Origin of the sequence: Microbacterium sp. SCN 69-37, from assembly GCF_001724435.1 — a bacterium.
Classification (GTDB): Bacteria; Actinomycetota; Actinomycetes; order Actinomycetales; family Microbacteriaceae; genus Microbacterium; species Microbacterium laevaniformans.
Genome location: NZ_MEEL01000017.1, coordinates 116,045 through 137,029 on the forward strand (window position 1 = coordinate 116,045; position 20,985 = coordinate 137,029).

The window sequence follows — 20,985 nt, forward strand, 5'->3', positions numbered from 1 at the left end:
TATGAAACAGTACGCGACGATCATCATCAGCTACCGCCGTCCCGATCTCCTGAGCGCGGCATTGCGCCAGCTCGCGGACCAGACAGTTCGGCCGGCGCACGTCATCATCGTCGACAACGCCGGAGACCTGGACGAATCTCTGGTCGCGCGCAGCCCCTTCGCCGAAGAGGCGCTGCTCATTCGGCGACCCGACAATCCCGGCTACGCCGCAGCAGTGAATGAGGCGAGGGCGATGGTGCGCACCGCAGCGCTTTCGCGCCTGCTCGTCCTCACCCACGACGCCGTGTTCGGTGCCGACCTGGCCGCACAACTCCTCGCCGCGCTCGAAGTTCCCGGCAGCGGGGCGGCGGTCCCCCTCCTGCGCCGAGCATCTGATCCGGAACGGGTCTTCTCAGCAGGCGGCAGGCTGACGCGCAACGGTCGCGCGTGGAACACGGTGACACCGGAGGCTGACGTCCCCTATCAGGTTGACTGGGCGGACGGAGCGATCGTGATGTATGCGACGGACGCGCTCGACCGCATCGATTGGCTCGATGAGCGCTACTTCCTGTACTTCGAGGACGTGGACACCGCGTGGCGGATGGCCCGAGTCGGTCGCCGCACGATGCTGGTGCCCACGGCGGTAGCCGCGCAGGATCCGGGCGCACATCCGATGTACCTCGGAGTGCGGAACATGACGCTCTTCGGCCGGACCGCCGGGATTCCGACATGGCGCTCAGCACTCGGAGTCCTCCGAAGGGTGGCGGAGGAGAGCGTCTTCCGGGTCATCCATGGTCGCCGTCCTGACCTGATTGAGGCGTGGCGTGGATGGCGAGACGGGCGTCGCGGGCTCAGCGGCAAACCCCACCAGCGGTCGAGACATGGCTGAGTTCGACGTCGTCCTGCCGTTCTACGGGTCCTCAGATCACTTCGAGAAGGCCGTTCGAAGCGTGCTCGCGCAATCGAACCGCGACTTCCGACTGCTCTGCGTCGACGACCATTATCCGTCGCTGGAACCACGCAATTGGCTGCTGTCGTTGGGCGACCCGCGCGTCGAGTACGTGCGCAACCCGGAGAACCTCGGGGTGGCTGCGAACTTCGCCCGATGCCTGGAGCTCGTCGAGGCGGAGTGGTTCGTGATGATGGGCGGCGACGATGTGATGCTGCCGAACTACCTCGAGGCGATGTCGCGCCGCCTGCGGGAGTACCCCCATGTCGACGTCCTGCAGCTCGGCGTCGAGGTGATCGACTCAGGAGGCGGCATCTCCCGCCCGTTGGGCGATCGGGTGAAGGCGCTGGTTCGTCCGCGCTCCTCACACGAGCCGTTGATCATCGATGGCGCGCGGATGGCTCGCAGTCTGGCGCGAGCGGACTGGGCGTACTTCCCCTCGTTGCTCTGGCGAACCTCCACGGCACGTCGACATGGGTTCAGCACAGAGTTTGCGATCGCCCTCGACCTCGCACTGCTGCTGGACATCGCCCTCGACGGCGGACGGATGCTCGTCGCCGACGATCTCGTGTTCCAGTATCGACGTCACGAAGCCTCCGCATCAGCGACCGGGACGCACGGCGATGTGAGGTTCGCGCAAGAGGCGACGCTGCTGGATGCGTATGCGCGACGCTTCACTGCTCGCGGCTGGGACAGCGCGGCGCGCATTGCGCGGTGGCGGCTCATCCCACGACTGAACGCGATGGTGGCAACGGCCGCCTGCCTTGCCCGGGGGAGATTCGGCCAGGCGAAGAGGTATCTTCGCTACGTGTTCGCGTGATCGGGACCGTCGTCACCCGTGCCATCGCGCTCAGGTGAAGCAGCGAGTCGGCTTCTGATTGCATCGAGATCCGCGCGAAGGATTGCGGTCTCTTCCGCGACCCGACGAATCTCCTCTTCCGCCTGAGAGAGCTCCCAGGACAGATGCAGGGCGACGCCCAGGAGCAAGACGATCGCGAGGGCGAAAAGAAGGTTCGCGGGTACCTGCACGCCCAGCACATCTGTCAAACCGAGGAGCAGCTGCGGAAACAGCCCCAGCACGAGCACCACGAGGGCGATCGCGATCCACATGACGGCGTACTTCTCGCGGAGCGAACGGCGCAGCAGCAGACGTCCCACGATCAGCAGGATGGCGAGCGCGAGGCCGATGCCTACGGCCACGATCATGCGTCCCCCTCAGAACCGATCGCCACCGTCGCCGTGCGCGGCCGGCGCATGAGGGCGAGAAGGAGCGCGAACATCGCCCGTAGCAGATACTTGGTCGCTCCGACCGTGCTCTGGGTGGAAGTGCCGTGCGCGCGAGCCCTCATGGCCACCGGCACCTGCGTCACCGTCAGTCCGGCGTGGCTTGCGGCGACCAGGGAATCGAGAGTGTCCCCGAAGTATTCGGCCGGGTAATACCGCACATACTGGTCGATCGCGCGCGGTCCCGCCGCGCGAAATCCGCTCGTCGCATCGGTGAGACGCGTCTTCGTCACGGAGGAGAGCACCCGGGCGAGGAAGACCATCGCCCATCGTCGAGGTCCGCGGACCTCGTAGTCGCCGACGTCCGCGAAGCGAGCGCCGATCGATATGTCCGCGGTCCGCAATCCCGCCAAGACGCGGTCGATGTCCGCCGGGTTGTGCTGGCCGTCCGCGTCGACCTGGATGGCGCGCCGGTATCCGTGGCGCTGAGCGTAGGTGAATCCTGTACGCATCGCGCCCCCGACACCAAGATTGAACGGCAACGCAAGAACGGTGGCGCCGGCTGCCCGTGCGGCCGCAGCGGTCCCGTCGCTCGATCCGTCATCGACCACGATGACGTCGTACTCCGACGATGCGGACCGCACTTCGCGGACAGTGTTCGCAACGTTGCGCTCTTCGTTCCATGCGGGAATGATCACGAGCGCGCGATCGGATGTAGTCGCCATCACACCCAGTGTAGGTCGCACGAGACTCGCCCAGGGATCGCGGATCCGCGGGTTGCTAAAGTCAATGCCGTCGTTGTTGCCTTCCGGATGCAGGTGGAGATGTCGAGCTGGCTCGAAGCGTTGCCCGTGATGATGGCAGCAGCCGTCGTCCTGTTCGTGCCAGGTGGACTTGTGGCGGCGGCCGCGGGGGGACGCGGCTACCGCCTGTGGGCCCTGGCGACGCCGCTGTCATTCACGCTGGCGGGCGTCTCAGCCATCGCAGTCGCGGTGATCGGCGTGCCTTTCTCCATCACCGCGTTCGCAATCGCCGTCGGTATCTCTGTTGCGATCACGCTCGCTGTCCGCGTTGCGCTGCGCGGCAGGTCTTGGTTGTCGACTCACCCTTTCGATGAGGGGCGGGATACCTCGGCGGATCTGCCGGCTCCGGCGCGATGGAGTGTGCGTGTGGCAGTCGCCGTGGCCATCGCCCTGAGTGCCACGATGATCGGGTACCGCATCATCACCGCTGTCGGAGCACCGTCAGAGATCGCCCAGCTCTTCGACAACATCTTCCATCTCAACGCCACCGCGATCATTCATCAGACGGGTAACGGATCGTCGCTCACGCTCGGAAACCTGACGGAGGCGTCGGCGGGGTTCTACCCGGCGGCATTCCACGATCTCGCGGCGATGGTCATGGGGCTCGGGGCGGGCGACGTGACGGTCGTGCTCAATGCAGTCTCGATCATCCTCGCGAGCGTGGTGTGGCCACTATCGATGACCTTCCTCGCGACACGTCTTTTCGGGGTGCGCGTCGATGTCATTGTGCTCACGGCCATTGTGAGCGCGTCGCTCGCCGCTTTCCCCTACCGCATGCTCTCCTTCGGCGTGCTGTACCCGTTCCTCGCCGGGCTGGCACTTCTGCCGGTCGTGGTGGCACTGATCGTGGAGTTCTTCGGTAGATCGCGTGCGCCTCGCGCCTCATTGGCTGGCATCGTGGCGGCCTTGGCGGTGATCGCCCCAGGCGTCGCGCTGACACACCCGAGCGTCCTGATCGCCGCTGCACTGTTCGGGTCGCCGTTCGCCGTTTACTTCCTGTTCCGCTCCGGGCGATCCTCGCGGACGCGCCGGTGGGCGATCACGGTCGGCGCTGCGTACCTCGGCGCAACCGCAGCGGTCTTCCTCCTGATCCGACCAACGCTCGATACAGCCCCGTGGCAACCAAGTCAGGACTACAGACAAGCCATCGGCTCCATCGTCACCGTCTCCCCCGGCACAGGCGCGATCGCGTGGGCGATGGCTGCGCTTCTCGCTCTCGGACTCGCGGCGACGGCGAGGCGCACTCGTGCGCTCTGGCCCGCGCTCGGGGTGTTCGCGATCGGTGCGGTGATCTACTTCGGGGCGGCCGCAGTGACGCACGCGGGTCTACGTGATCTCGTTTCCGGAGTCTGGTATCGCGACACCGAACGCGCGGGTGCTCTGCTCGTAGTCGGCGCCGCCCCCCTCCTCGTTGCCGGCGGCCTTGCGCTGACGAGATTCTGCGCACGGGAAGTGTCCCGCGTTCCGGCGATCGGGTGGGGTCGCCTCGCCGGATCGATCTCGACGGTCCTGGTTGCCGGTGTGCTGCTCGTGGCATCCACCTTCGGGCCTCTCCCGCAGGCGCAAGAGTGGATTCGTCAGTCCTTCGGTCACGACGGGCAAGCACTCCTGACCGATGACGAGCGTGCACTGATGACGAGTGTGCATGAGCTGGTGCCGACCGACGGGGTGGTCGTCGGCGACCCGTTCACGGGCGCTTCTCTCACTCCCGCTTTCGCGCAGCGCACCGCGCTCGCGCCGCACGCTTTCGGTCAGCGAACGGCGGATGAGGCCTATCTGCTCGCCCACTGGGATGAAGCGGGCACCGACCCCAAAGTCTGCCCGCTGATCGCGAAACTGAACGCCTACTGGGCATTGGACTTCGGGACTTACGGCGTCTACCGCGGCCAGACCTCGATACTGCCGGGGACAGACGATGCCGCCGAGATAGCGCGAGAGCAGAGCGCTGACTCGACGGTCACCGAGATCGCTCGGAGGGGCGATGCGGCACTCTTCGAAGCGACCGCCTGCCTCGGCGAGTGAGATGACGCCACTCCTCTGCGTCGCGATCAGGCCACGCACGAGGTATGAAACGATGGTCGGGTGAAAGGCATCATTCTCGCGGGCGGCTCTGGCACTCGGTTGCACCCGATCACGCTGGGCGTGTCCAAGCAGCTGATCCCGGTCTATGACAAGCCGATGGTCTATTACCCGCTGTCGACGCTCATGCTGGCGGGCATCGATGACATCCTCGTGATCACGACGCCGCACGACGGCCCGTTCTTCGAGCGGCTGCTGGGCGATGGGTCGCAGTTCGGCATCCGCCTGACGTTCGCGCAGCAGCCGTCGCCCGACGGGCTGGCACAGGCGTTCACGATCGGCGCGGACTTCATCGGCGACGAGAAGGTCGCTCTGGTGCTCGGCGACAACCTGCTCTACGGGCCGAGCCTCGGCCGGCAGCTGAAGCAGTACGCCGACGTCGACGGCGGGGCGGTGTTCGCGTACTGGGTGGCGGAGCCCGCCGCGTACGGCGTGGTCGAGTTCGACGAGGCGGGTCGCGCGGTGTCGCTGGAGGAGAAGCCCGCGACCCCGAAGAGCAACTATGCCGTTCCCGGCCTGTACTTCTACGACAACGATGTCGTCGAGATCGCCCGGAACCTCGCTCCCAGTGCGCGGGGCGAGTATGAGATCACCGACGTCAACCGGGCCTACCTCGACCGCGGAAAGCTGCAGGTCGAGGTGCTCCCGCGTGGCACGGCGTGGCTCGATACGGGCACGTTCGATCAGATGACGGATGCCGCGGAGTACGTCCGCACGATGCAGCGCCGCACCGGCATGTCGATCGGTGTGCCCGAAGAGGTCGCCTGGCGGCAGGGGTTCCTGACCGATGACGAACTGCGCACCCGTGCCGAGAAGCTCGTGAAGTCGGGCTATGGCACCTACCTTCTCGAAACCCTGGAAAGAGGCCGCTGATGGCGCGCAACCTGTTGGTCACCGGTGGTGCCGGGTTCATCGGATCGAACTTCGTCCACCACGTCCTCGCGCACACCGATGACCACGTCACCGTGCTGGACAAGCTCACCTACGCCGGGAACCTCGCTTCCCTGGACGGGCTGCCTGCGGACCGGTTCCGGTTCGTGAAGGGCGACATCGCCGACGCGGCACTGGTGGACGAGCTGTTCGCCGACGTGGACGCGGTGGTGCACTACGCGGCGGAATCCCACAACGACAACTCGCTGAACGACCCGCGGCCGTTCCTGGACACGAACATCATCGGCACGTACACGCTGCTGGAAGCCGCAAGGAAGCACGACCGCCGGTTCCATCACATCTCCACCGACGAGGTGTACGGCGACCTGGAACTCGACGACCCGGCCCGGTTCACCGAGACCACCCCCTACAACCCGTCCTCCCCGTACTCGTCCACCAAGGCCGGCTCCGACCTATTGGTGCGCGCGTGGGTGCGCTCGTTCGGGGTGCAGGCGACGATCTCGAACTGCTCGAACAACTACGGCCCCTACCAGCACGTGGAGAAGTTCATCCCCCGCCAGATCACCAACGTGATCCGCGGCATCCGTCCCAAACTGTACGGCGCCGGGGAGAACGTCCGGGACTGGATCCACGCCGACGACCACTCCAGCGCGGTCCTCACCATCCTCGACAAGGGTCGGATCGGGGAAACCTACCTGATCGGCGCGGACGGGGAGAAGAACAACAAGGACGTCGTCGAACTCATCCTCACCCTCATGGGACAGGATGCCGACGCGTACGACCACGTCACCGACCGCGCCGGCCACGACCTCCGCTACGCGATCGACTCCACCCGGCTCCGCACCGAACTCGGCTGGACCCCGCAATTCCAGAACTTCGAACAAGGCCTCGCCGACACCATCGCCTGGTACCAGACCAACGAACCCTGGTGGGCCCCCACCAAGGACGGCGTGGAAGCGTTCTACGCCGCGAAAGGACAGTAGACCCGGCATGACCGAGTTCGGCAAGCAGCTCACCCGCACCGACACCCCCATCCCCGGACTCGTCGTGTTCGACCTGCCCGTGCACGGCGATTCCCGCGGCTGGTTCAAGGAGAACTGGCAACGCGAGAAGATGGTGCCCGCGGGCCTCCCCGATTTCGGGCCGGTGCAGAACAACATCTCCTTCAACGACCAGGTGGGTACCACCCGCGGGATCCACGCCGAACCGTGGGACAAATGGGTCTCCGTCGCGTCCGGGCGGATCTTCGGCGCCTGGGTGGACCTGCGCGAAGGCCCCACCTTCGGTGCCGTCTACACCACCGAACTCGACCCGTCGAAAGCGATCTTCGTGCCCCGCGGCGTCGGCAACTCCTACCAGACCCTGGAACCCGACACCGCCTACACCTACCTCGTCAACGACCACTGGTCCCCCGACGCGTCCTACTCCTTCCTCAACCTCGCCGACGAGACCGCCGCGATCGACTGGCCCATCCCGCTGGATCAGGTCGAGATCTCCGCGAAAGACCTCGCCCACCCCCGGCTGGCCGACGTCACCCCCATCCCGCCGAAGAAGACCCTCATCGTCGGATCGAACGGGCAACTCGGGAAAGCCCTCCGCGCCGCATACGGCGACCAGCCCTGGGTGGAATACACCACCCGAGACACCCTCGACCTCACCGCCCCCGGGCTCGAGACCGCGCGCCGCTGGCGCGACTACGACACCATCATCAACGCCGCCGCCTACACCGCCGTCGACACCGCGGAAAGCCCCGAAGGACGCACCGCCGCGTGGACCGGGAACGTCACCGGCGTCGCCGCCCTCGCCCGCATCGCCACCGGATACGGCATCACCTTCGTCCACGTCTCCAGCGACTACGTGTTCGACGGCACGAAAACCGGCCCCTACACCGAGACCGACCGGGTCTCTCCGCTGGGCGTGTACGGACAGACCAAAGCCGCCGGGGACGCTGTCGTCAGCACCGTCCCCCGCCACTACATCATCCGCACCAGCTGGGTCATCGGCGACGGCAACAACTTCGTCCGCACCATGGCCGCACTCGCCGAACGCGGCATCAACCCGTCCGTCGTCAACGACCAGACCGGCAGGTTGACCTTCACCGCCACGATCGCCGACGCCATCCAGCACCTGGTCGACTCCCGGGCGCCGTACGGCCTCTACAACGTCACCAACGGTGGCGAACCCACCACCTGGTACGACATCGCCCGCGACGTCTACCGACTCACCGGACACGACCCCGACCGCGTCACCCCCGTCACCACCGAGCAGTACTACGCCGACGCCAAGACCCCGATCGCACCGCGCCCCCAGAACAGCGTCCTCAACCTGGATCGTCTCCGAGAGCTCGGTTACCGGCCCGCCCCAGCGCTTCCCACACTGACCGCGTGGTTAGCGGGCCCCACACCCCAGGCAGGTTCAACACAGTTCATGAGGACGACCAACACGCATGGATAACTCATCCGCCGAGCCCAAACCGGGCAAGAACTCAACACCCGCCAACCACAAGCGCGTCCTTATCGCCGGGGCCGGGACTGCCGGTCGTTCCTTGGCGGAGGATGTCGTCGAGGCCGGTGACGTCGTGGTGGGTTACTTGGACGACACCTTAACGGGCGACGACATCCTCGGCACCCTCGCCGACGTGGCCTTCGTATGTGAGGCGCGGGCGGTTCAGATGGTTTACCTCGCCATCCCCTCAGCCGACGCCGCGGTGGTGAGAGAATTTGTCACCCGTGTCCCCCGCCCCGCCGTGGAAATAGCCATCGTCCCCCGCACCTACCGGGTGGTCTCTCGTGAGCGTGTGTCCGTGGACGACCTCACCGACATCGATGTCCTGGATCTGGTCGGTCGCGCGCCCATCAAGCACGACATGATGCACGCCCGAGACATCATCGCAGATCGCAGGATCCTGGTGACCGGCGCGGCAGGTTCTATCGGTTCACGCCTGGTCGCCCAGTTGCAGGCGCTCGGGCCGGAGGTCGTGGTGTGTGCGGATCGATCTGAGAGCGCCATGTTCCGGCTCGGTCACGAGTTCCATGAAGCGAGTGAGGTTCGGCTCGAGATCGCCGACGTCCAGTCAACTCCGCGCATGTCTCAACTGATGGAGAGGTACCGGCCCGAGTACGTCTTCCACGTGGCGGCATACAAGCACGTGCCACTGATGCAGCACAGCCCGGTCGAGGCTTTCAACAACAACGTGTGGGGAACCCTCAACGTATTCGAGCAAGCCGCGGCCGCCGGAGCGGAGCGTGTCATATACGTCTCCACCGACAAGGCCGTCAACCCGACCAACGTCATGGGAGCGACGAAGCGAATCGGGGAACTACTGATGCGCGACCTGGGGAGCCAGACGGAAACCATCTTTTCGGCTGTACGATTCGGGAATGTCCTCGAGAGCGAGGGCAGCGTCATGCAGATCTTCCGTCGCCAGTTGGCGCGGCAGGTGAATCTCACCGTGACGCACCCGGAGATCACGCGCTATTTCATGACGATCGACGAAGCCGCTCAGCTCGTCATCCAGTCAGCCATCGCCGGGCGTGGCAGCGACCTCTTCGTGCTCGATATGGGTGAGCCGATTCGCGTGGTCGATCTGGCTCAGGGCCTTATCGACGCGGTGAATCCGCGGCTCAAGGTGGATATCATCGGCCTTCGCCCCGGCGAGAAGATGTATGAGGAGCTGTCCTATCGCGCGAGTATGGTCGACCGCACCTCTCACCCGAAGATCATGGTCGTCACGGAGGACGACGAGCATGAGGAGGGCGACACGATCGCATGGGCTCGAGAGACCCTGAGGCGCACGCTGAGCTACTCGATTTCGGACGGGGAGCTGAAGGACGCACTGCGGTCTTTCGGCTTCGCCAGACTCCAGTGACGCGAACAGACGTCCTGCTGCTGGGGGGCACCAGTCCCATCGGGCGACGCGTGGCGCACGTTCTGGACTCGCACCGGACGGCATTTGTCAGCACCTCCCGAAGTGGAACTGGCCGACGCCTCGACCTACTCGACACCGTTGGAACCCGGGAAACACTGCTGGATGTCCGCCCCCGCTGCATCATCTCGCTCGCCAATCCCGTCAATACGGCCGGGGCCGCGGACCTTCCAGCCATCGATGCGTGGGAGGCGTTTGTGCGCAACGCCGCCGCCGCAGGCTGCGAGCGAATTGTCTTTGCGTCGAGCAGTGCAGTCTATGGTGATGCCGGAACCAGACCTTTCGCCGAATGGGCGCCACGACACGGTACGACGGACTACGCGCGGCTGAAGATCCGTATGGAGGACGTCCTGACCGAAGCCAGCGCTCAGGGATCGCTGAGTGGTATCTCGCTTCGACTCTTCAACGTCTACGGCGTGGGGCTCGATAAGTCCTTGATCAACAGGCTGGCGTACGGCGACACGAGCGTGCGGCTTAGGCTCGGCGCGCCGTTCGTCCGCGACTACATCCACGTAGATGATGTCGCCAACGCCATACACGCAAGCATCTCCGCGGCCGATCTGCAAAGCGGCGGGGTCGTGAACGTCGGCACCGGCATCGGCACCTCGAACGCAGATCTCCACAGGGGGGCGAGGCCAGGCTCCTACGAGACCTATCTGTCGGATGAACCGTCTTTCAGCGTCGCCGATACCGGGCGCATGCGCGAAGTGCTCCAGATCTTCCCGCGCCCCCTCGCTGAGAACCCGTGAGGCCGAAGGCTTCGGGCCCCGCGGTTAGGCACGCATCCGTGCAACGGCCTCGCCACTCGGTCCGTCAAAGGCCACGCGCCCCTTCTGCAGGAGAATCCCGCGGTCGCAAAGGTTGGCGACCATGTCCAGGTCATGACTGACCACGACTAGGGTTCGCCCCTGCGAATGCAGGTCACGGATACGCGCGAGGCACTTGCGCTGAAACGGTTCATCCCCGACCGAAAGGATTTCGTCGATCAGCAGCACGTCGACCTCGGTGTGGATGGCCACCGAAAAGGCCAGCCGGAGGAACATCCCGGAGGAATAGTGCTTGACTTCCGTGTCGATGAACTCCTCGATCTCGCTGAAAGCGACGATCTCCTCAAACCGAGCGTCAGTTTCCTTCTTAGACATCCCAAGAATCGCCGCATTCAGATAGATGTTCTCGCGTCCAGAGAGGTCCGGGTGGAAGCCAGCTCCGACCTCGATGAGTCCGGCGACGCGCCCGCGAGTGAGGACACGTCCGCTGTCCGGGGTCATCACCCCGGACACAAGCTTGAGCATGGTCGACTTCCCAGACCCATTGAATCCGAGCAGGGCGACAGATTCTCCCTGGTTAACCGAGAAGCTCACGTCGTCGAGAGCGTGAAAGTCCGTGGTGAGCGGCTTCCGCTTGATGGCAGCGAGGAAAGTCTCTTTGAAGGAGTGCGTGTGACGCAGTTTGAACGTCTTATGCACTCTATCGACAACGATCGCCGCGTTCGATAGGTCAGAGCTCCTGAGCAAAGCGGCCCTCCAGCCGTCGAAACACGAGCTGTCCAACGGCCAGCACGACAATGGATACGACGAGCGCGACCAGCGAGAACGCCCACAAGCCCGGCAGGGGTTGCGCCTCGGACGTGATCGGCGCCCAGAAGCCGTAGTGGAAGAGCTCGACCGCGATCGTCAACGGGTTCAATCGATACAGCAGGAAGCCGAGGTCACCCAATCGGTCAGCGACCATCTGCCATTGATACATCACCGGCGACGCCCACATCGCACACATCACGATGATCTCTACAAAGCTCTGAGCATCGCGGAAGGCGACGTTGACGGCACCGAAAAGCAGCCCCATCCCTGTGGCGAGCACCGCGACGATCACCAGCCCCAGCACGATCGCTCCCAGCGCGCCGAGCGAGAATGACCAGCCAAACACCATCGCGAGCACGAGGATCACGATGACTTGCGGAATCGTGTTCACCACTGCGACGAGAGTGCTCGCGACGGGGAAGAGCTCGCGCGGCAGGTAGATCTTCTTGATCAGCGCACCGTTGTCGACGATGCTGCGGGTGCCGTTCGAAAACGCCTCATTGAAGAAGGTCACCGCAGTCATTCCCGTCAGCAGGTAAACGGGGTAGAACTCGATCGCGCTGTTGAGCTGCAGGAAAACACCCAGAGCGACGAAGAACACAACGAACTGAACAAGCGGTTTAACATACGACCAGAACCACCCGAGGACGGACCCTCGATAGCGAATCTGGACCTCCTTCCGGACGAGTAGGCCCAGAAGGTGCCGGCGTTTCAGAACGCCGACCAGCCCAACGCCGACTCCCGGCGCTCGGAGCGGCGCCGTCGGCAGGTTCGATGTCGTCATGATTCCCTTCCGGCACCTACGCACCCATCGAGCTATTCTAGATTGCGCTTGAGACCGGAGACTCACTCGAGCGCGGGATGGAGTGAATGTGCCCGACTTCAACGCCGGTCGCGTCAATATCGTGATGCGCACAAAGGATCGGCCGGGTCTGCTTACGCGCGCGATCGACGATGTGCTCGCTCAGTCCTACGATGACTGGACACTGACGCTAGTGAACGACGGCGGGGACTCCGCCCGCGTCGACTCGGTGGTCTCTTCGCGCGCCGACATACTTGGCGATCGCGTCGAGGTCATCCATAACGCGCACAGCCGGGGCATGGAGGCGGCCTCGAATCAAGCCGTTCGACGCGGGCAGGCGGAGTTCGTGGCCATCCACGATGACGACGACACCTGGGCCCCCTCGTTCCTGGCGGCGACGGTCGCGCATCTGCAGTCTCACCCGCAGTCGGCGGTAGCGGTTCGTACCGAGATTGTCTGGGAGCGCATTTCTAACGATCATGTCGAGGAGATCTCACGCGAGGTATTCCTCCCCCAACTATCGAGCGTCACCCTCTTCGACCTGCTCCGCTTCAACACCTGCGTCCCGATCTCGTTGCTCATACGACGCTCCGCCCTCGATGCCGTGGGCTTGTTCGACGAGTCACTTCCTGTCACCGGAGATTGGGAGTGCAACCTGCGGTTAGCGGCGCATGGGGGCATCGGATTCATCGACGGCGTGCCCCTCGCGTACTGGCACCAGCGGCCCGCTTCCACGGGCCCCCTCGGTAACTCAGTGGTCGATTCCGCCGGCCTCCACCGAATCATGGATCGGCAGGTCCGTGATCGTGCCCTTCGGGGCTACGTAGGAGAGGCCGGCCTCGGCCTCCCCCTGTACCTCACTCGATTCCTGGACGATCGGTTCGACGAGGTGCGTGACAGCCTCCAGTCGCTCTCTTCCCGCACAAATGAGCTGGAGCGCCAGCTCACACACACGATCGACTTCCGAGTGCGCGCTCTCCTGCTGCGCCTCACGGGGCGTTGGCGACCCGGCCGATGACATCTCTCACCGCAATCGTCACCGTGCGCCGCCACGGCAGGGAGGCCGTTCCTACCCTCCGCTCCATCCTGCGGGCGGCCACCGAGCTCACCACGGATGACCTTGGTATACAACTCGTAACAACACCCGACGCTGGCGAATACCTGACGCGCTGGCTCGCCACCCAGTCGATATCATTACCAATCTCGATCACGCACTCATCGACGAATTCACTCAGCGAGATGATTCGCGACGGGATCTTCAGCTCTTCAGGCGACTACCTCGCCCTCTTCGATGCTGGCGACCTCGTGTCCGCAAACTGGTTCCGACTCGGCCTCATAGCGGCGGCGCGCAGCGGCGGATCCGCCCGCCCGGCGATGGTTCTGACGTTCGGAAGGCGCAGCGGGACCTGGCCCCAGCTGTCCTGGGACGGTACGGATGATGACCGGCCCGCGGCCTTGGTCGCGCACATGCGCGTGTGGTCACCGACCCTTATTGGAGCACGCTCCGTCCTCGAGCCAGCCTTTAGGCAGGAAGGAAGCGCGCTTCCGAGCGGGATCCGTCTCGTCCTTGCGCGCGTGCGGCAAATCCCCGTCTCGGGCACAGTCGGGTTCCACCGCGTCTGGACAGACAGCGCCCCTTGGGAATCGACGCGTCCTGTGCTCACTCCGCTCAGCGCGCTGCCCGGCGCGAGTCAACGAGAACGCCACGCGGTATCCCCAACCACCAGGCCCGGCCTCCCCACGCAGCTGGCGCGCCGAGCATGGATCAGGCTGCGCAGACTCCCACTCGTTCGCCGCACCGTTCCAGTCCGGGAGAGATTTGCTCCGGATGTCCGTCGGATGTGGGTCGAGCAGAACCGGATAGAACCGCTCCTCCCCTTCCCCCGCCCAGCCGTCGACACATGGTACGAGCGATGGGGAGAACCCTACCCGCCGGACCTTTGCCTCAGCATCGACGCGTATTGGCAGATCGCCACGCGACTGCCATCCCACATTGACTACCTCTTCTTCGCCCCCTGGTTCAACACGGGCGGTGGCGATTCGGTTCTGCTGGAGTATCTTCGGGCCGTCCAGCGCGCCGATCCGATGGCGACCGTCGCACTCATCACGACGGAGAACGCGGAGTCGCGTCGGATTCGCGAGCTTCCACCCGAGGTGCACGTTGTCGAGCTCAGGGAGTTCCTCGGACAGGGCGTGCCCCGAAGCGCGTTCGTCGATTGGATCATTCCACAGGTGATCGCGCAGAAGCGGGTCCGGACGGTCCACGCTTTCAATTCGACCATCGCATACGACGTGGTGGAGCGATGGGGCCGCGAGCTCGACGCGATATGCAACATCTTCTTGTCGACGTTCTCGTTTGATCGCACGGAGGACGGAGAGCGCACGTCGGTCCTCTTCTTGCGACGACCTGACTTTCTGGCTCCCGTCCGAGCCGTTCTGGTCGACAGCCAGCACTTCGCGCACGCGGCGGTGGCAGAACTCGGATACCCCGCGGAAAAGTTTGCGGTACAACGCAGCGTCGTTGACCTGCCGGTTGATTCGGCTCGCCTCGGCGCCGATTCGCGCACTGACGCGCTTCGAGTATTGTGGGCCGGCCGGTTCGATCTGGCGAAGCGGCTGGATATCTTCGCGGATATCGTGGCCGAGAGTCGAGCTCGAAAGCTTCCCTTCGAGTTTCACTTCTACGGAGAGCCCGTCATGGCCGATGCCGCCATCGATAAGGTGCTCGCGGAGTTGGAGGCGTACGGCGCGCACCGGCACCCGCCGTACGAGCGATTCGCGGAGCTTCCTCTCTCCCGATTCGGTGCCTACATCCTCACGAGCGAGTGGGAGGGCGTTCCCCTGTCGTTGCTTGAGGCGATGGGGTGCGGCATCCCATCCGTCGCCGCTGACGTGGGCGGCGTCAACGAAGTCCTGGACAACACGACCGGCTATCCGGTCGCAGATTTCAGAGACGTCGGCAGCTACGTGGACCGCCTGGAGGAGATCTGGGCTGAACCGGAACTAGCTCGCGCGCGGTCAGCGGCCGCCATGAAGCGAGTGCGCGATCGCCATACTCCACGAGCATTCGATGCGAGCCTGGCGGAGATTGCGGGTTATCTCCGTGATCCCGCGACGATGTCCTCGCCCACGACTGCAACGAATGAACTCCACGAATGACATGAGCGCGCACGCTCGTACCCGCACTCGATGATCCTTCTCCGCAACAGTAGATCCGCCATGAGGCTCCTGATCGCGTCGGCGAACTCCTCCGCGGCATACGCATGGGGCACGAGCAGACCGGTCTCGCCGTTTCTTATCAGGTCCGGAACCCCCCCTACAGCGGCCGAGATAACGGGCAAGCCCCGCAGAAGCGCCTCGACGAGAACCAACGGCAGCCCCTCAGACTTCGAGGTGAGGAGCAGCGCATGATAGTCGTAGGTGTCGAGAGCGGCCAGTCCCCCGGTGTACGGCCCACGGTACCGTACTCCTGCGTGTTCGAGTCGGTCGATGAGGCCGTCACCCTCGTCCGACATCACCCGCTGGCCCCATACGTCGATGACAGCCGGAATCTGTCGACGCCGAAGCTCGTCCGCGATGAGGATGAGCGCTTCCGGTTGCTTCTCCTCATCGAGCCGATGCGGCCACAGCAGTCGGAACGGGTTCAGAGCGGAGAAGTACTCGTTGTTGTAGGCCCGGGTGCCCCGGGGCAAAGCCGTCTCCTGCTTCGTCACCGGTTGGCGATGGACGAGGACTCGGTCCTTAGGCAACGCCAGGATGTCCTCCACGAGGCGGGCGGTTGCCGTATTGTCCGTGATCACGCCTGCGGTTGAATCGAGCCACTGACGCTGGCTGTCATCCGTGATGGGATTCACCGGAAGCCCGAACCCGATTCGGTCAAAGGCAAAAAGGGTCGTGAACACGCGTCGTCCGGTGGAGATCTGGCGGTTGTACTCCGTCAGAGACTCGGTGAGATGGAAGCAGTTCACGGATATCACGACGGAAGGGTCCGCCCACACGATGAACTGCGCTAGGAGACGCCGACGTACCTCCGGCGGCAGTTCCAGCCATCGATCCCACAGGTGCACATACTTCACGTTGCCGGGGATCCGTTCGTGCACGGTCCGCTCCTGAAGGAAAGTGCCCACAATCGTCGTGCGACCTTCGAAACCAGGCGACTCGGCTAGCGCGAGCGCATAGTTCAGGGCAACGGTATCCGCACCGCCAACGCCCACCCAGGGCGCAAGCACGAGAGCCGCGGGATTGCTACCCATTTCGGCGAGCGCCGCCTCTAAGACCTCTACATATCCGTCATCCCGCGCGTGCCATGCCTGCAGCTTCGAGTATGAATGCGCGGTCCAGGAGATCGCGGGATCGATTTCGGCAGCCAGACGCAAGATCCGCTCGATTTCCGGGTCCAGGTTTTCATCTTCGCCTGTTGTCCCCGCGCCACGCCGCCCACGCATGAGCCGGTACGCCCACCGCACGGAGCGGTAAATCATGTGCTTCAGTTCGAAGCTCAGCCACCATGTCGCCACCCGGACGACCGGTAGTGCACGTTCGTACACACGGTGCGCGAGGGACGGCCGTTCCCGCTCACCCTTCGAATCCCCCGGGGGCAAGGCGGGCATCGCCGCCCTTAGCCCCGCCAGATCGATGGGCGGGAGCAAAGAACGGGAATGACGATGATTCACTCCACCTGCGCTGCGAACACGGTAGAAGAACACCGTGCCTGGCACGGACGCGTGCGTGATCCCAGCCGTGACCGTATCGATGTTCCACACCCAGTCCTCCGGCCCGTATCCGAGTTCAGGATCCAGCGACCGGAAGGGAAACCGTGCATAGGTCGCGTGACGGGCGACGGATGATGACGGCCACAAATTGTGCCGGAGTAGGTCCCGGTAGTCGACGTGGCCGCCCAGCATACTGTCGACCTCCCAAAGCAACGAACGCGCACCGAAACTCAACACATACTGCGGGTGCGCGACCATCTCCACCTCACTCCTCCTAAGCAGGGTGATGGCCTCGGCGAAATAGTTCACGGAAACGAGGTCGTCTCCGTCCACGAGCGCGACGAACTCCCCAGCCGCGGTCGACACTCCGACATTGCGAGCGGCGCCAGATTCGCCGAGATCGACCTCGATCACGCGCACCGCAAAGGGCAAGTTCGGCATCGATTCCCATCGCGTGACCTCGACGCGGGTAGCTGCGTCGACGCGGTCTCCGACAAGGAGAAGCTCGGCCGTCAGGCCCAACTCATCGCGCACATGCTCCAGGGCAGCCTGAATAGAACGAAGCGTTGGCCGAAGTAGTCGGCCCTCCGCATGCACCGTAACCACAACTGACAACGCGGGAACCACTTGGGACATACTTCCTCAGAAGTTGGACGTGCGGGAGAAGGAAGACAGGGGACCCCCGCCGCTTACAATTGTGCCATGGCCGACCTGCCGAACTCCGTGAGCAACCCCGCTAACTCGGCACCCGTCATCCGCGTTTCAGACCCGGCACGCGCCGCGATTGCGGACCAAAAGATTATCGCGTCCGCGTTTCAACGAGTGCTGTCGTCAGGGTGGTTCATCCTCGGCCCCGAGAACGAAGCACTCGAACAGGAGTTGGCCACCGCCGCATCCGTCGCATACGCCGTCGTCGTCGGTAGCGGTACCGCTGCCTTGGAAATCGCCCTGGCTGCTGTGGGAGTCGGCGCCGGGAGGCCCGTTTACACCGCAGCCAACGCCGGCGGCTATGCCGCCGCTGCGGCTCGGAGCCTGGGTGCACCGGTCGTATTTGTCGATGTGGACCCAGACAGCCTGCTAATGACGACTGACACGCTGCAGGAGGCCGTGACAGCGGAAGGGATCAGCCCAGCGGCGGTTGTCGTCACCCACCTCTTCGGGGCTTCCGCGGACGTCGCGGCTCTCGTCGATTGGTGCCGCCCCCGCGGGATCATGGTGATCGAGGACACCGCGCAAGCATTCGGTGGCATGCTTGCGGACCGGCCTCTCGGCTCGATCGGGGACGTCGCCATCACCAGCTTTTATCCCACGAAGAATCTCGGAGCCATCGGCGACGGTGGGGCGATACTCACCTCGCAACCAGAGGTCGCCGCGAAGGCGCGCCAATTGCGTCAATACGGTTGGGAGCAGAAATACGTCGTAACCGACCCGCGCGGCAGGAACTCGCGCATGGACGAGTTTCAAGCGGCGGTCGTCCGGGAGCGCCTTGCGCTCCTACCCACGCTGACTGCTCGCCGCCGTGCCGTCCACCAGGCATACGAAGACGCCACTGACGCGATGGTCAACCGCGTCGCCAGCGGCTTCGTCGCGCACCTCGCCGTCCTTCGAAGTGGCGATCGCGCCGCCGTGCGGGAACACCTGCAGGGAAAGGGGATCAGCACCGATGTGCATTACCCGGTGCCGGACCACCTGCAGCCGATCGAGCGACCTCGGCGAGTTCTCGTTCACGCTGAACGTGCCGCCGCTGAGATTCTCACAGTGCCACTGTTCCCCCATATGACCGACGAAGAGGTGGACCGAGTCGCGACGGCACTCCGTTCACTCTGACCTCTCGACCATCCATAATGGTCAGATGACACCACGGATTCACCCACAGGCACTCTGCGAATCCGAGAACGTCGGTGCCGACACACGCGTGTGGGCATTCGCCCACATCCTGCCCGGAGCAGTCATAGGCACGGACTGCAACATCTGCGACGGCGTCTTCATCGAGAACGATGTCATCGTTGGGGATCGGGTGACCCTCAAGTGCGGCACACAGCTCTGGGACGGTGTCCGCCTGCACGATGATGTGTTCATTGGCCCGAACGCGACGTTCACCAACGACCCGTTCCCGCGGAGCCGCCAGATACCCGCCACATACGCCACAACTGTCGTGGAACGCGGGGCCTCCATTGGAGCGAACGCCACGATCCTGCCCGGGATCACCGTTGGACGCGGCGCCATGGTCGGAGCCGGCAGCGTCGTGACCCACGACGTCCCGCCGGGGGCGATAGTGGTTGGCAACCCGGCACGGATTTCCGGCTATGTCGACAGCACGACGTTACGCGTGACGCCGACTCCACAGACTCCAGAGCAGGCACCGCCGCTGCGCAACGGAAGTCGGCTCATCCGCCTGACATCCGCGAAGGATGCCCGAGGCAGCCTCAGTGTGGGCGAGTTCCAAAGGGAGGTTCCGTTCCCGGTGTCGCGCTTCTTCGCTGTCTATGACGTACCGTCAAGAGAAGTGCGCGGCGAGCACGCCCACCGTCGCTGCCAGCAGTTTCTCGTCTGTGTGAGCGGAAGCGTCAGCGTCATGGCTGATGATGGACACCACAGGTTCGAAGCCGTTCTCGACTCGCCGGAAATTGGGCTGTTCATGCCCCCTATGACCTGGGGGACCCAGTACAACTACAGCGCGGACGCGGTGCTGTTGGTGCTCGCCTCCGATCCGTATGATCCCGACGATTACATTCGCGACTACGACAATTTCCTGGCCGCAACGGCCGCTGCTCCCGCAGCTTCAGAGTGAGCCCGCCCCGATCCGGGCGATGCGGTCTCGAATGATCTCGTCCCACCCCGCGTCACTACCGCGAATGCCATCGAGAATGCGAAGGAGGCTACCCTCCATCGCCGCATGCCACTCCTGAGCGTGGGACATCGACCCGGGGAGATTCCGGTAGGCGGTGACGACCCCCGGCGTGTATGCGACGCCATACTGACGGCCGAGCTTCAGCCACATGTCGTAGTCCTCGAAGACGAGCGACTCATCCCAGCCCCCCGCATTGCGAACGGCGGACGTACGCATCGCAACCGCGGGAGCCGGAACCACATTCTCCTGGAGCATCCGGCTCATGAACTCGTACCGGCGATCGGGTCCGATGAGACCGTCGAGCCTGGGGAGCACATCATGCGTCGCCAACTCTAGGCCCCCGGCATCGACCTCGAGAAAGTCGCTAGCGACGAACGCGGCCTCTGGATGCGCGCGCAGCGCACCGATCTGGGTTGCGACACGCGCTGGCAGCATCCAGTCATCGGCGGAAATGTGAAGGAGGTATGGCGTCCTCACGAGATGCAGGGCGTCGTTGAGGGAGCGACACAGGCCTTTGTTCTCCGCATGTGCCAGCAGGGTCACGTCCTTCAGATGCGTGGCGACCCAATGTCGGATCACCGCGACGGAATCATCCGTCGACAGGTCGTCAACGACGATCACCGCACCCGGAACCTCCGTCTGCAGGAATACAGACTCCAGACACTGCTCGACATAAGAAGCGTGATTGCAACACGTGATGATGACCGTCGTATCGCGCGCTGTGGCGGTTTCGTCGAATGTCGACACGAGCTCCTCAGTCAAGTCGCGCAACCCCCTCTGTCACGATGACGGTGCCACCCTGGAACGTCTGCGTGTAAGACGACCCAGATACGGCCGGACTGCTCGTCGGATAGCCCAGCGAACCCCACTCGAGGTCGTACTGCGCCCACGCCCGAACCTCCGGACGGACCGCGAACACCCCAGCCGACGACGAGTAGATGTACCCGCCCTGGAACGCCTGATAACAGCCGCCACCAGCCAACCCACACACCCTCTGCGTAATCGGCGAGCCCAGCCAGGACTGTGTGAGGCGCTCGTTCAGCCAGGGATCGGCCGCTGCTGTCAGCGTCGCAACCCCATCCGCAACCGTCACCGTGCCACCCTGGAACGTCTGCGTGTAAGACGACCCAGATACGGCCGGACTGCTCGTCGGATAGCCCAGCGAACCCCACTCGAGGTCGTACTGCGCCCAC

General features: G+C 64.4%; 18 protein-coding genes and 1 pseudogene. 12 read left to right on the forward strand and 7 right to left on the reverse strand.

Features of this window, described 5'->3' with window-relative positions; all coding sequences use genetic code 11:
* Position 1: 1 nt before the first annotated feature.
* Both ABS64_RS02895 and ABS64_RS02900 read left to right on the forward strand, forming a co-directional pair.
* A complete protein-coding gene (locus ABS64_RS02895; RefSeq protein ID WP_292680632.1) occupies positions 2-868 on the forward strand; it encodes a glycosyltransferase family 2 protein in 867 nt (288 codons plus the stop codon).
* The gene (locus ABS64_RS02900; RefSeq protein ID WP_292680634.1) at positions 861-1,748 is read left to right on the forward strand and encodes a glycosyltransferase family A protein; all 888 of its coding nucleotides are present in this window, start codon (positions 861-863) and stop codon (positions 1,746-1,748) included. Before ABS64_RS02895 ends, ABS64_RS02900 begins: the two co-directional genes overlap by 8 nt.
* Here the strand turns inward: ABS64_RS02900 and ABS64_RS02905 are convergent.
* Positions 1,733-2,134, reverse strand: coding sequence for a DUF2304 domain-containing protein (locus ABS64_RS02905; RefSeq protein WP_292680635.1), 402 nt, complete (start codon positions 2,132-2,134; stop codon positions 1,733-1,735). The two genes, ABS64_RS02900 and ABS64_RS02905, sit on opposite strands and share 16 nt — an antisense overlap.
* Complete coding sequence (locus ABS64_RS02910; RefSeq protein ID WP_292680637.1) at positions 2,131-2,877, reverse strand: glycosyltransferase family 2 protein; 747 nt, start codon at positions 2,875-2,877, stop codon at positions 2,131-2,133. The genes ABS64_RS02905 and ABS64_RS02910 overlap by 4 nt, the downstream gene beginning before the upstream one ends.
* 132 nt (positions 2,878-3,009) lie before the next feature.
* Between ABS64_RS02910 and ABS64_RS02915 the strand changes: the two genes are divergently transcribed.
* Genes ABS64_RS02915 through ABS64_RS02940 form a run of 6 tightly spaced genes read left to right on the forward strand, consistent with a single transcriptional unit; the run spans position 3,010 to position 10,599 of the window.
* Positions 3,010-4,977 (forward strand): DUF6541 family protein, encoded by a 1,968-nt coding sequence (locus ABS64_RS02915; RefSeq protein WP_363331264.1) that lies wholly within the window; start codon positions 3,010-3,012, stop codon positions 4,975-4,977.
* Positions 4,978-5,037: 60 nt separating this feature from the next.
* Positions 5,038-5,907, forward strand: coding sequence for a glucose-1-phosphate thymidylyltransferase RfbA (rfbA, locus tag ABS64_RS02920; protein ID WP_292680641.1), 870 nt, complete (start codon positions 5,038-5,040; stop codon positions 5,905-5,907).
* Positions 5,907-6,908, forward strand: a complete 1,002-nt coding sequence (gene rfbB, locus ABS64_RS02925) for a dTDP-glucose 4,6-dehydratase (RefSeq protein WP_292680644.1) — start codon at positions 5,907-5,909, stop codon at positions 6,906-6,908. Before rfbA ends, rfbB begins: the two co-directional genes overlap by 1 nt.
* Positions 6,909-6,915: 7 nt before the next feature.
* Positions 6,916-8,379, forward strand: coding sequence for a bifunctional dTDP-4-dehydrorhamnose 3,5-epimerase family protein/NAD(P)-dependent oxidoreductase (locus tag ABS64_RS02930; protein ID WP_292680646.1), 1,464 nt, complete (start codon positions 6,916-6,918; stop codon positions 8,377-8,379).
* Positions 8,372-9,793, forward strand: coding sequence for a polysaccharide biosynthesis protein (locus tag ABS64_RS02935; RefSeq protein ID WP_081768028.1), 1,422 nt, complete (start codon positions 8,372-8,374; stop codon positions 9,791-9,793). Before ABS64_RS02930 ends, ABS64_RS02935 begins: the two co-directional genes overlap by 8 nt.
* On the forward strand, positions 9,694-10,599 hold the full coding sequence (locus ABS64_RS02940; protein ID WP_081768030.1) for an NAD-dependent epimerase/dehydratase family protein: 906 nt from the start codon (positions 9,694-9,696) through the stop codon (positions 10,597-10,599). Before ABS64_RS02935 ends, ABS64_RS02940 begins: the two co-directional genes overlap by 100 nt.
* Positions 10,600-10,623: 24 nt before the next feature.
* Here ABS64_RS02940 and ABS64_RS02945 read toward each other — a convergent pair whose 3' ends face one another.
* On the reverse strand, positions 10,624-11,364 hold the full coding sequence (locus ABS64_RS02945; RefSeq protein WP_292680651.1) for an ABC transporter ATP-binding protein: 741 nt from the start codon (positions 11,362-11,364) through the stop codon (positions 10,624-10,626).
* Entirely contained in the window at positions 11,348-12,211 is an 864-nt protein-coding gene (locus ABS64_RS02950; protein ID WP_051498832.1) for an ABC transporter permease, read from the reverse strand. The genes ABS64_RS02945 and ABS64_RS02950 overlap by 17 nt, the downstream gene beginning before the upstream one ends.
* Positions 12,212-12,335: 124 nt before the next feature.
* Here ABS64_RS02950 and ABS64_RS02955 point away from each other — a divergent pair, with 124 nt between their 5' ends.
* Both ABS64_RS02955 and ABS64_RS02960 read left to right on the forward strand, forming a co-directional pair.
* A complete protein-coding gene (locus tag ABS64_RS02955; RefSeq protein ID WP_155947554.1) occupies positions 12,336-13,247 on the forward strand; it encodes a glycosyltransferase in 912 nt (303 codons plus the stop codon).
* A complete protein-coding gene (locus ABS64_RS02960) occupies positions 13,244-15,388 on the forward strand; it encodes a glycosyltransferase family 4 protein (RefSeq protein WP_036289064.1) in 2,145 nt (714 codons plus the stop codon). Before ABS64_RS02955 ends, ABS64_RS02960 begins: the two co-directional genes overlap by 4 nt.
* Here ABS64_RS02960 and ABS64_RS02965 read toward each other — a convergent pair.
* Positions 15,325-17,577 carry a glycosyltransferase gene (locus ABS64_RS02965; protein WP_292680689.1) on the reverse strand — a complete coding sequence of 751 codons (2,253 nt, stop codon included), beginning with the start codon at positions 17,575-17,577 and terminating at the stop codon, positions 15,325-15,327. The genes ABS64_RS02960 and ABS64_RS02965 overlap by 64 nt on opposite strands.
* A gap of 66 nt (positions 17,578-17,643) precedes the next feature.
* On the opposite strand from ABS64_RS02965, the gene ABS64_RS02970 reads away from it, so the two are divergent.
* Positions 17,644-18,768 (forward strand): DegT/DnrJ/EryC1/StrS family aminotransferase, encoded by a 1,125-nt coding sequence (locus tag ABS64_RS02970; RefSeq protein WP_051498886.1) that lies wholly within the window; start codon positions 17,644-17,646, stop codon positions 18,766-18,768.
* Between the two features lie 25 nt (positions 18,769-18,793).
* Entirely contained in the window at positions 18,794-19,732 is a 939-nt protein-coding gene (locus ABS64_RS02975) for a WxcM-like domain-containing protein (RefSeq protein WP_036290620.1), read from the forward strand.
* Here the strand turns inward: ABS64_RS02975 and ABS64_RS02980 are convergent.
* Complete coding sequence (locus ABS64_RS02980) at positions 19,724-20,539, reverse strand: glycosyltransferase (protein ID WP_292680698.1); 816 nt, start codon at positions 20,537-20,539, stop codon at positions 19,724-19,726. The genes ABS64_RS02975 and ABS64_RS02980 overlap by 9 nt on opposite strands.
* 7 nt (positions 20,540-20,546) lie before the next feature.
* Positions 20,547-20,985, reverse strand: a pseudogene (locus ABS64_RS02985) (hypothetical protein); the annotation flags it as partial.

Coding starts and splice junctions, on each gene's coding strand:
- ABS64_RS02975 (WP_036290620.1), top strand. CDS start 18,794: ATGACACCACGGATTCACCCACAGGCACTCTGCGAATCCGAGAACGTC.
- ABS64_RS02915 (WP_363331264.1), top strand. CDS start 3,010: ATGGCAGCAGCCGTCGTCCTGTTCGTGCCAGGTGGACTTGTGGCGGCG.
- ABS64_RS02970 (WP_051498886.1), top strand. CDS start 17,644: ATGGCCGACCTGCCGAACTCCGTGAGCAACCCCGCTAACTCGGCACCC.
- ABS64_RS02960 (WP_036289064.1), top strand. CDS start 13,244: ATGACATCTCTCACCGCAATCGTCACCGTGCGCCGCCACGGCAGGGAG.
- ABS64_RS02900 (WP_292680634.1), top strand. CDS start 861: ATGGCTGAGTTCGACGTCGTCCTGCCGTTCTACGGGTCCTCAGATCAC.
- ABS64_RS02955 (WP_155947554.1), top strand. CDS start 12,336: ATGCGCACAAAGGATCGGCCGGGTCTGCTTACGCGCGCGATCGACGAT.
- ABS64_RS02965 (WP_292680689.1), bottom strand. CDS start 17,577: ATGTCCCAAGTGGTTCCCGCGTTGTCAGTTGTGGTTACGGTGCATGCG.
- ABS64_RS02935 (WP_081768028.1), top strand. CDS start 8,372: ATGGATAACTCATCCGCCGAGCCCAAACCGGGCAAGAACTCAACACCC.
- ABS64_RS02950 (WP_051498832.1), bottom strand. CDS start 12,211: ATGACGACATCGAACCTGCCGACGGCGCCGCTCCGAGCGCCGGGAGTC.
- ABS64_RS02930 (WP_292680646.1), top strand. CDS start 6,916: ATGACCGAGTTCGGCAAGCAGCTCACCCGCACCGACACCCCCATCCCC.
- rfbB (WP_292680644.1), top strand. CDS start 5,907: ATGGCGCGCAACCTGTTGGTCACCGGTGGTGCCGGGTTCATCGGATCG.
- ABS64_RS02910 (WP_292680637.1), bottom strand. CDS start 2,877: ATGGCGACTACATCCGATCGCGCGCTCGTGATCATTCCCGCATGGAAC.
- ABS64_RS02895 (WP_292680632.1), top strand. CDS start 2: ATGAAACAGTACGCGACGATCATCATCAGCTACCGCCGTCCCGATCTC.
- ABS64_RS02905 (WP_292680635.1), bottom strand. CDS start 2,134: ATGATCGTGGCCGTAGGCATCGGCCTCGCGCTCGCCATCCTGCTGATC.
- ABS64_RS02940 (WP_081768030.1), top strand. CDS start 9,694: ATGGGCTCGAGAGACCCTGAGGCGCACGCTGAGCTACTCGATTTCGGA.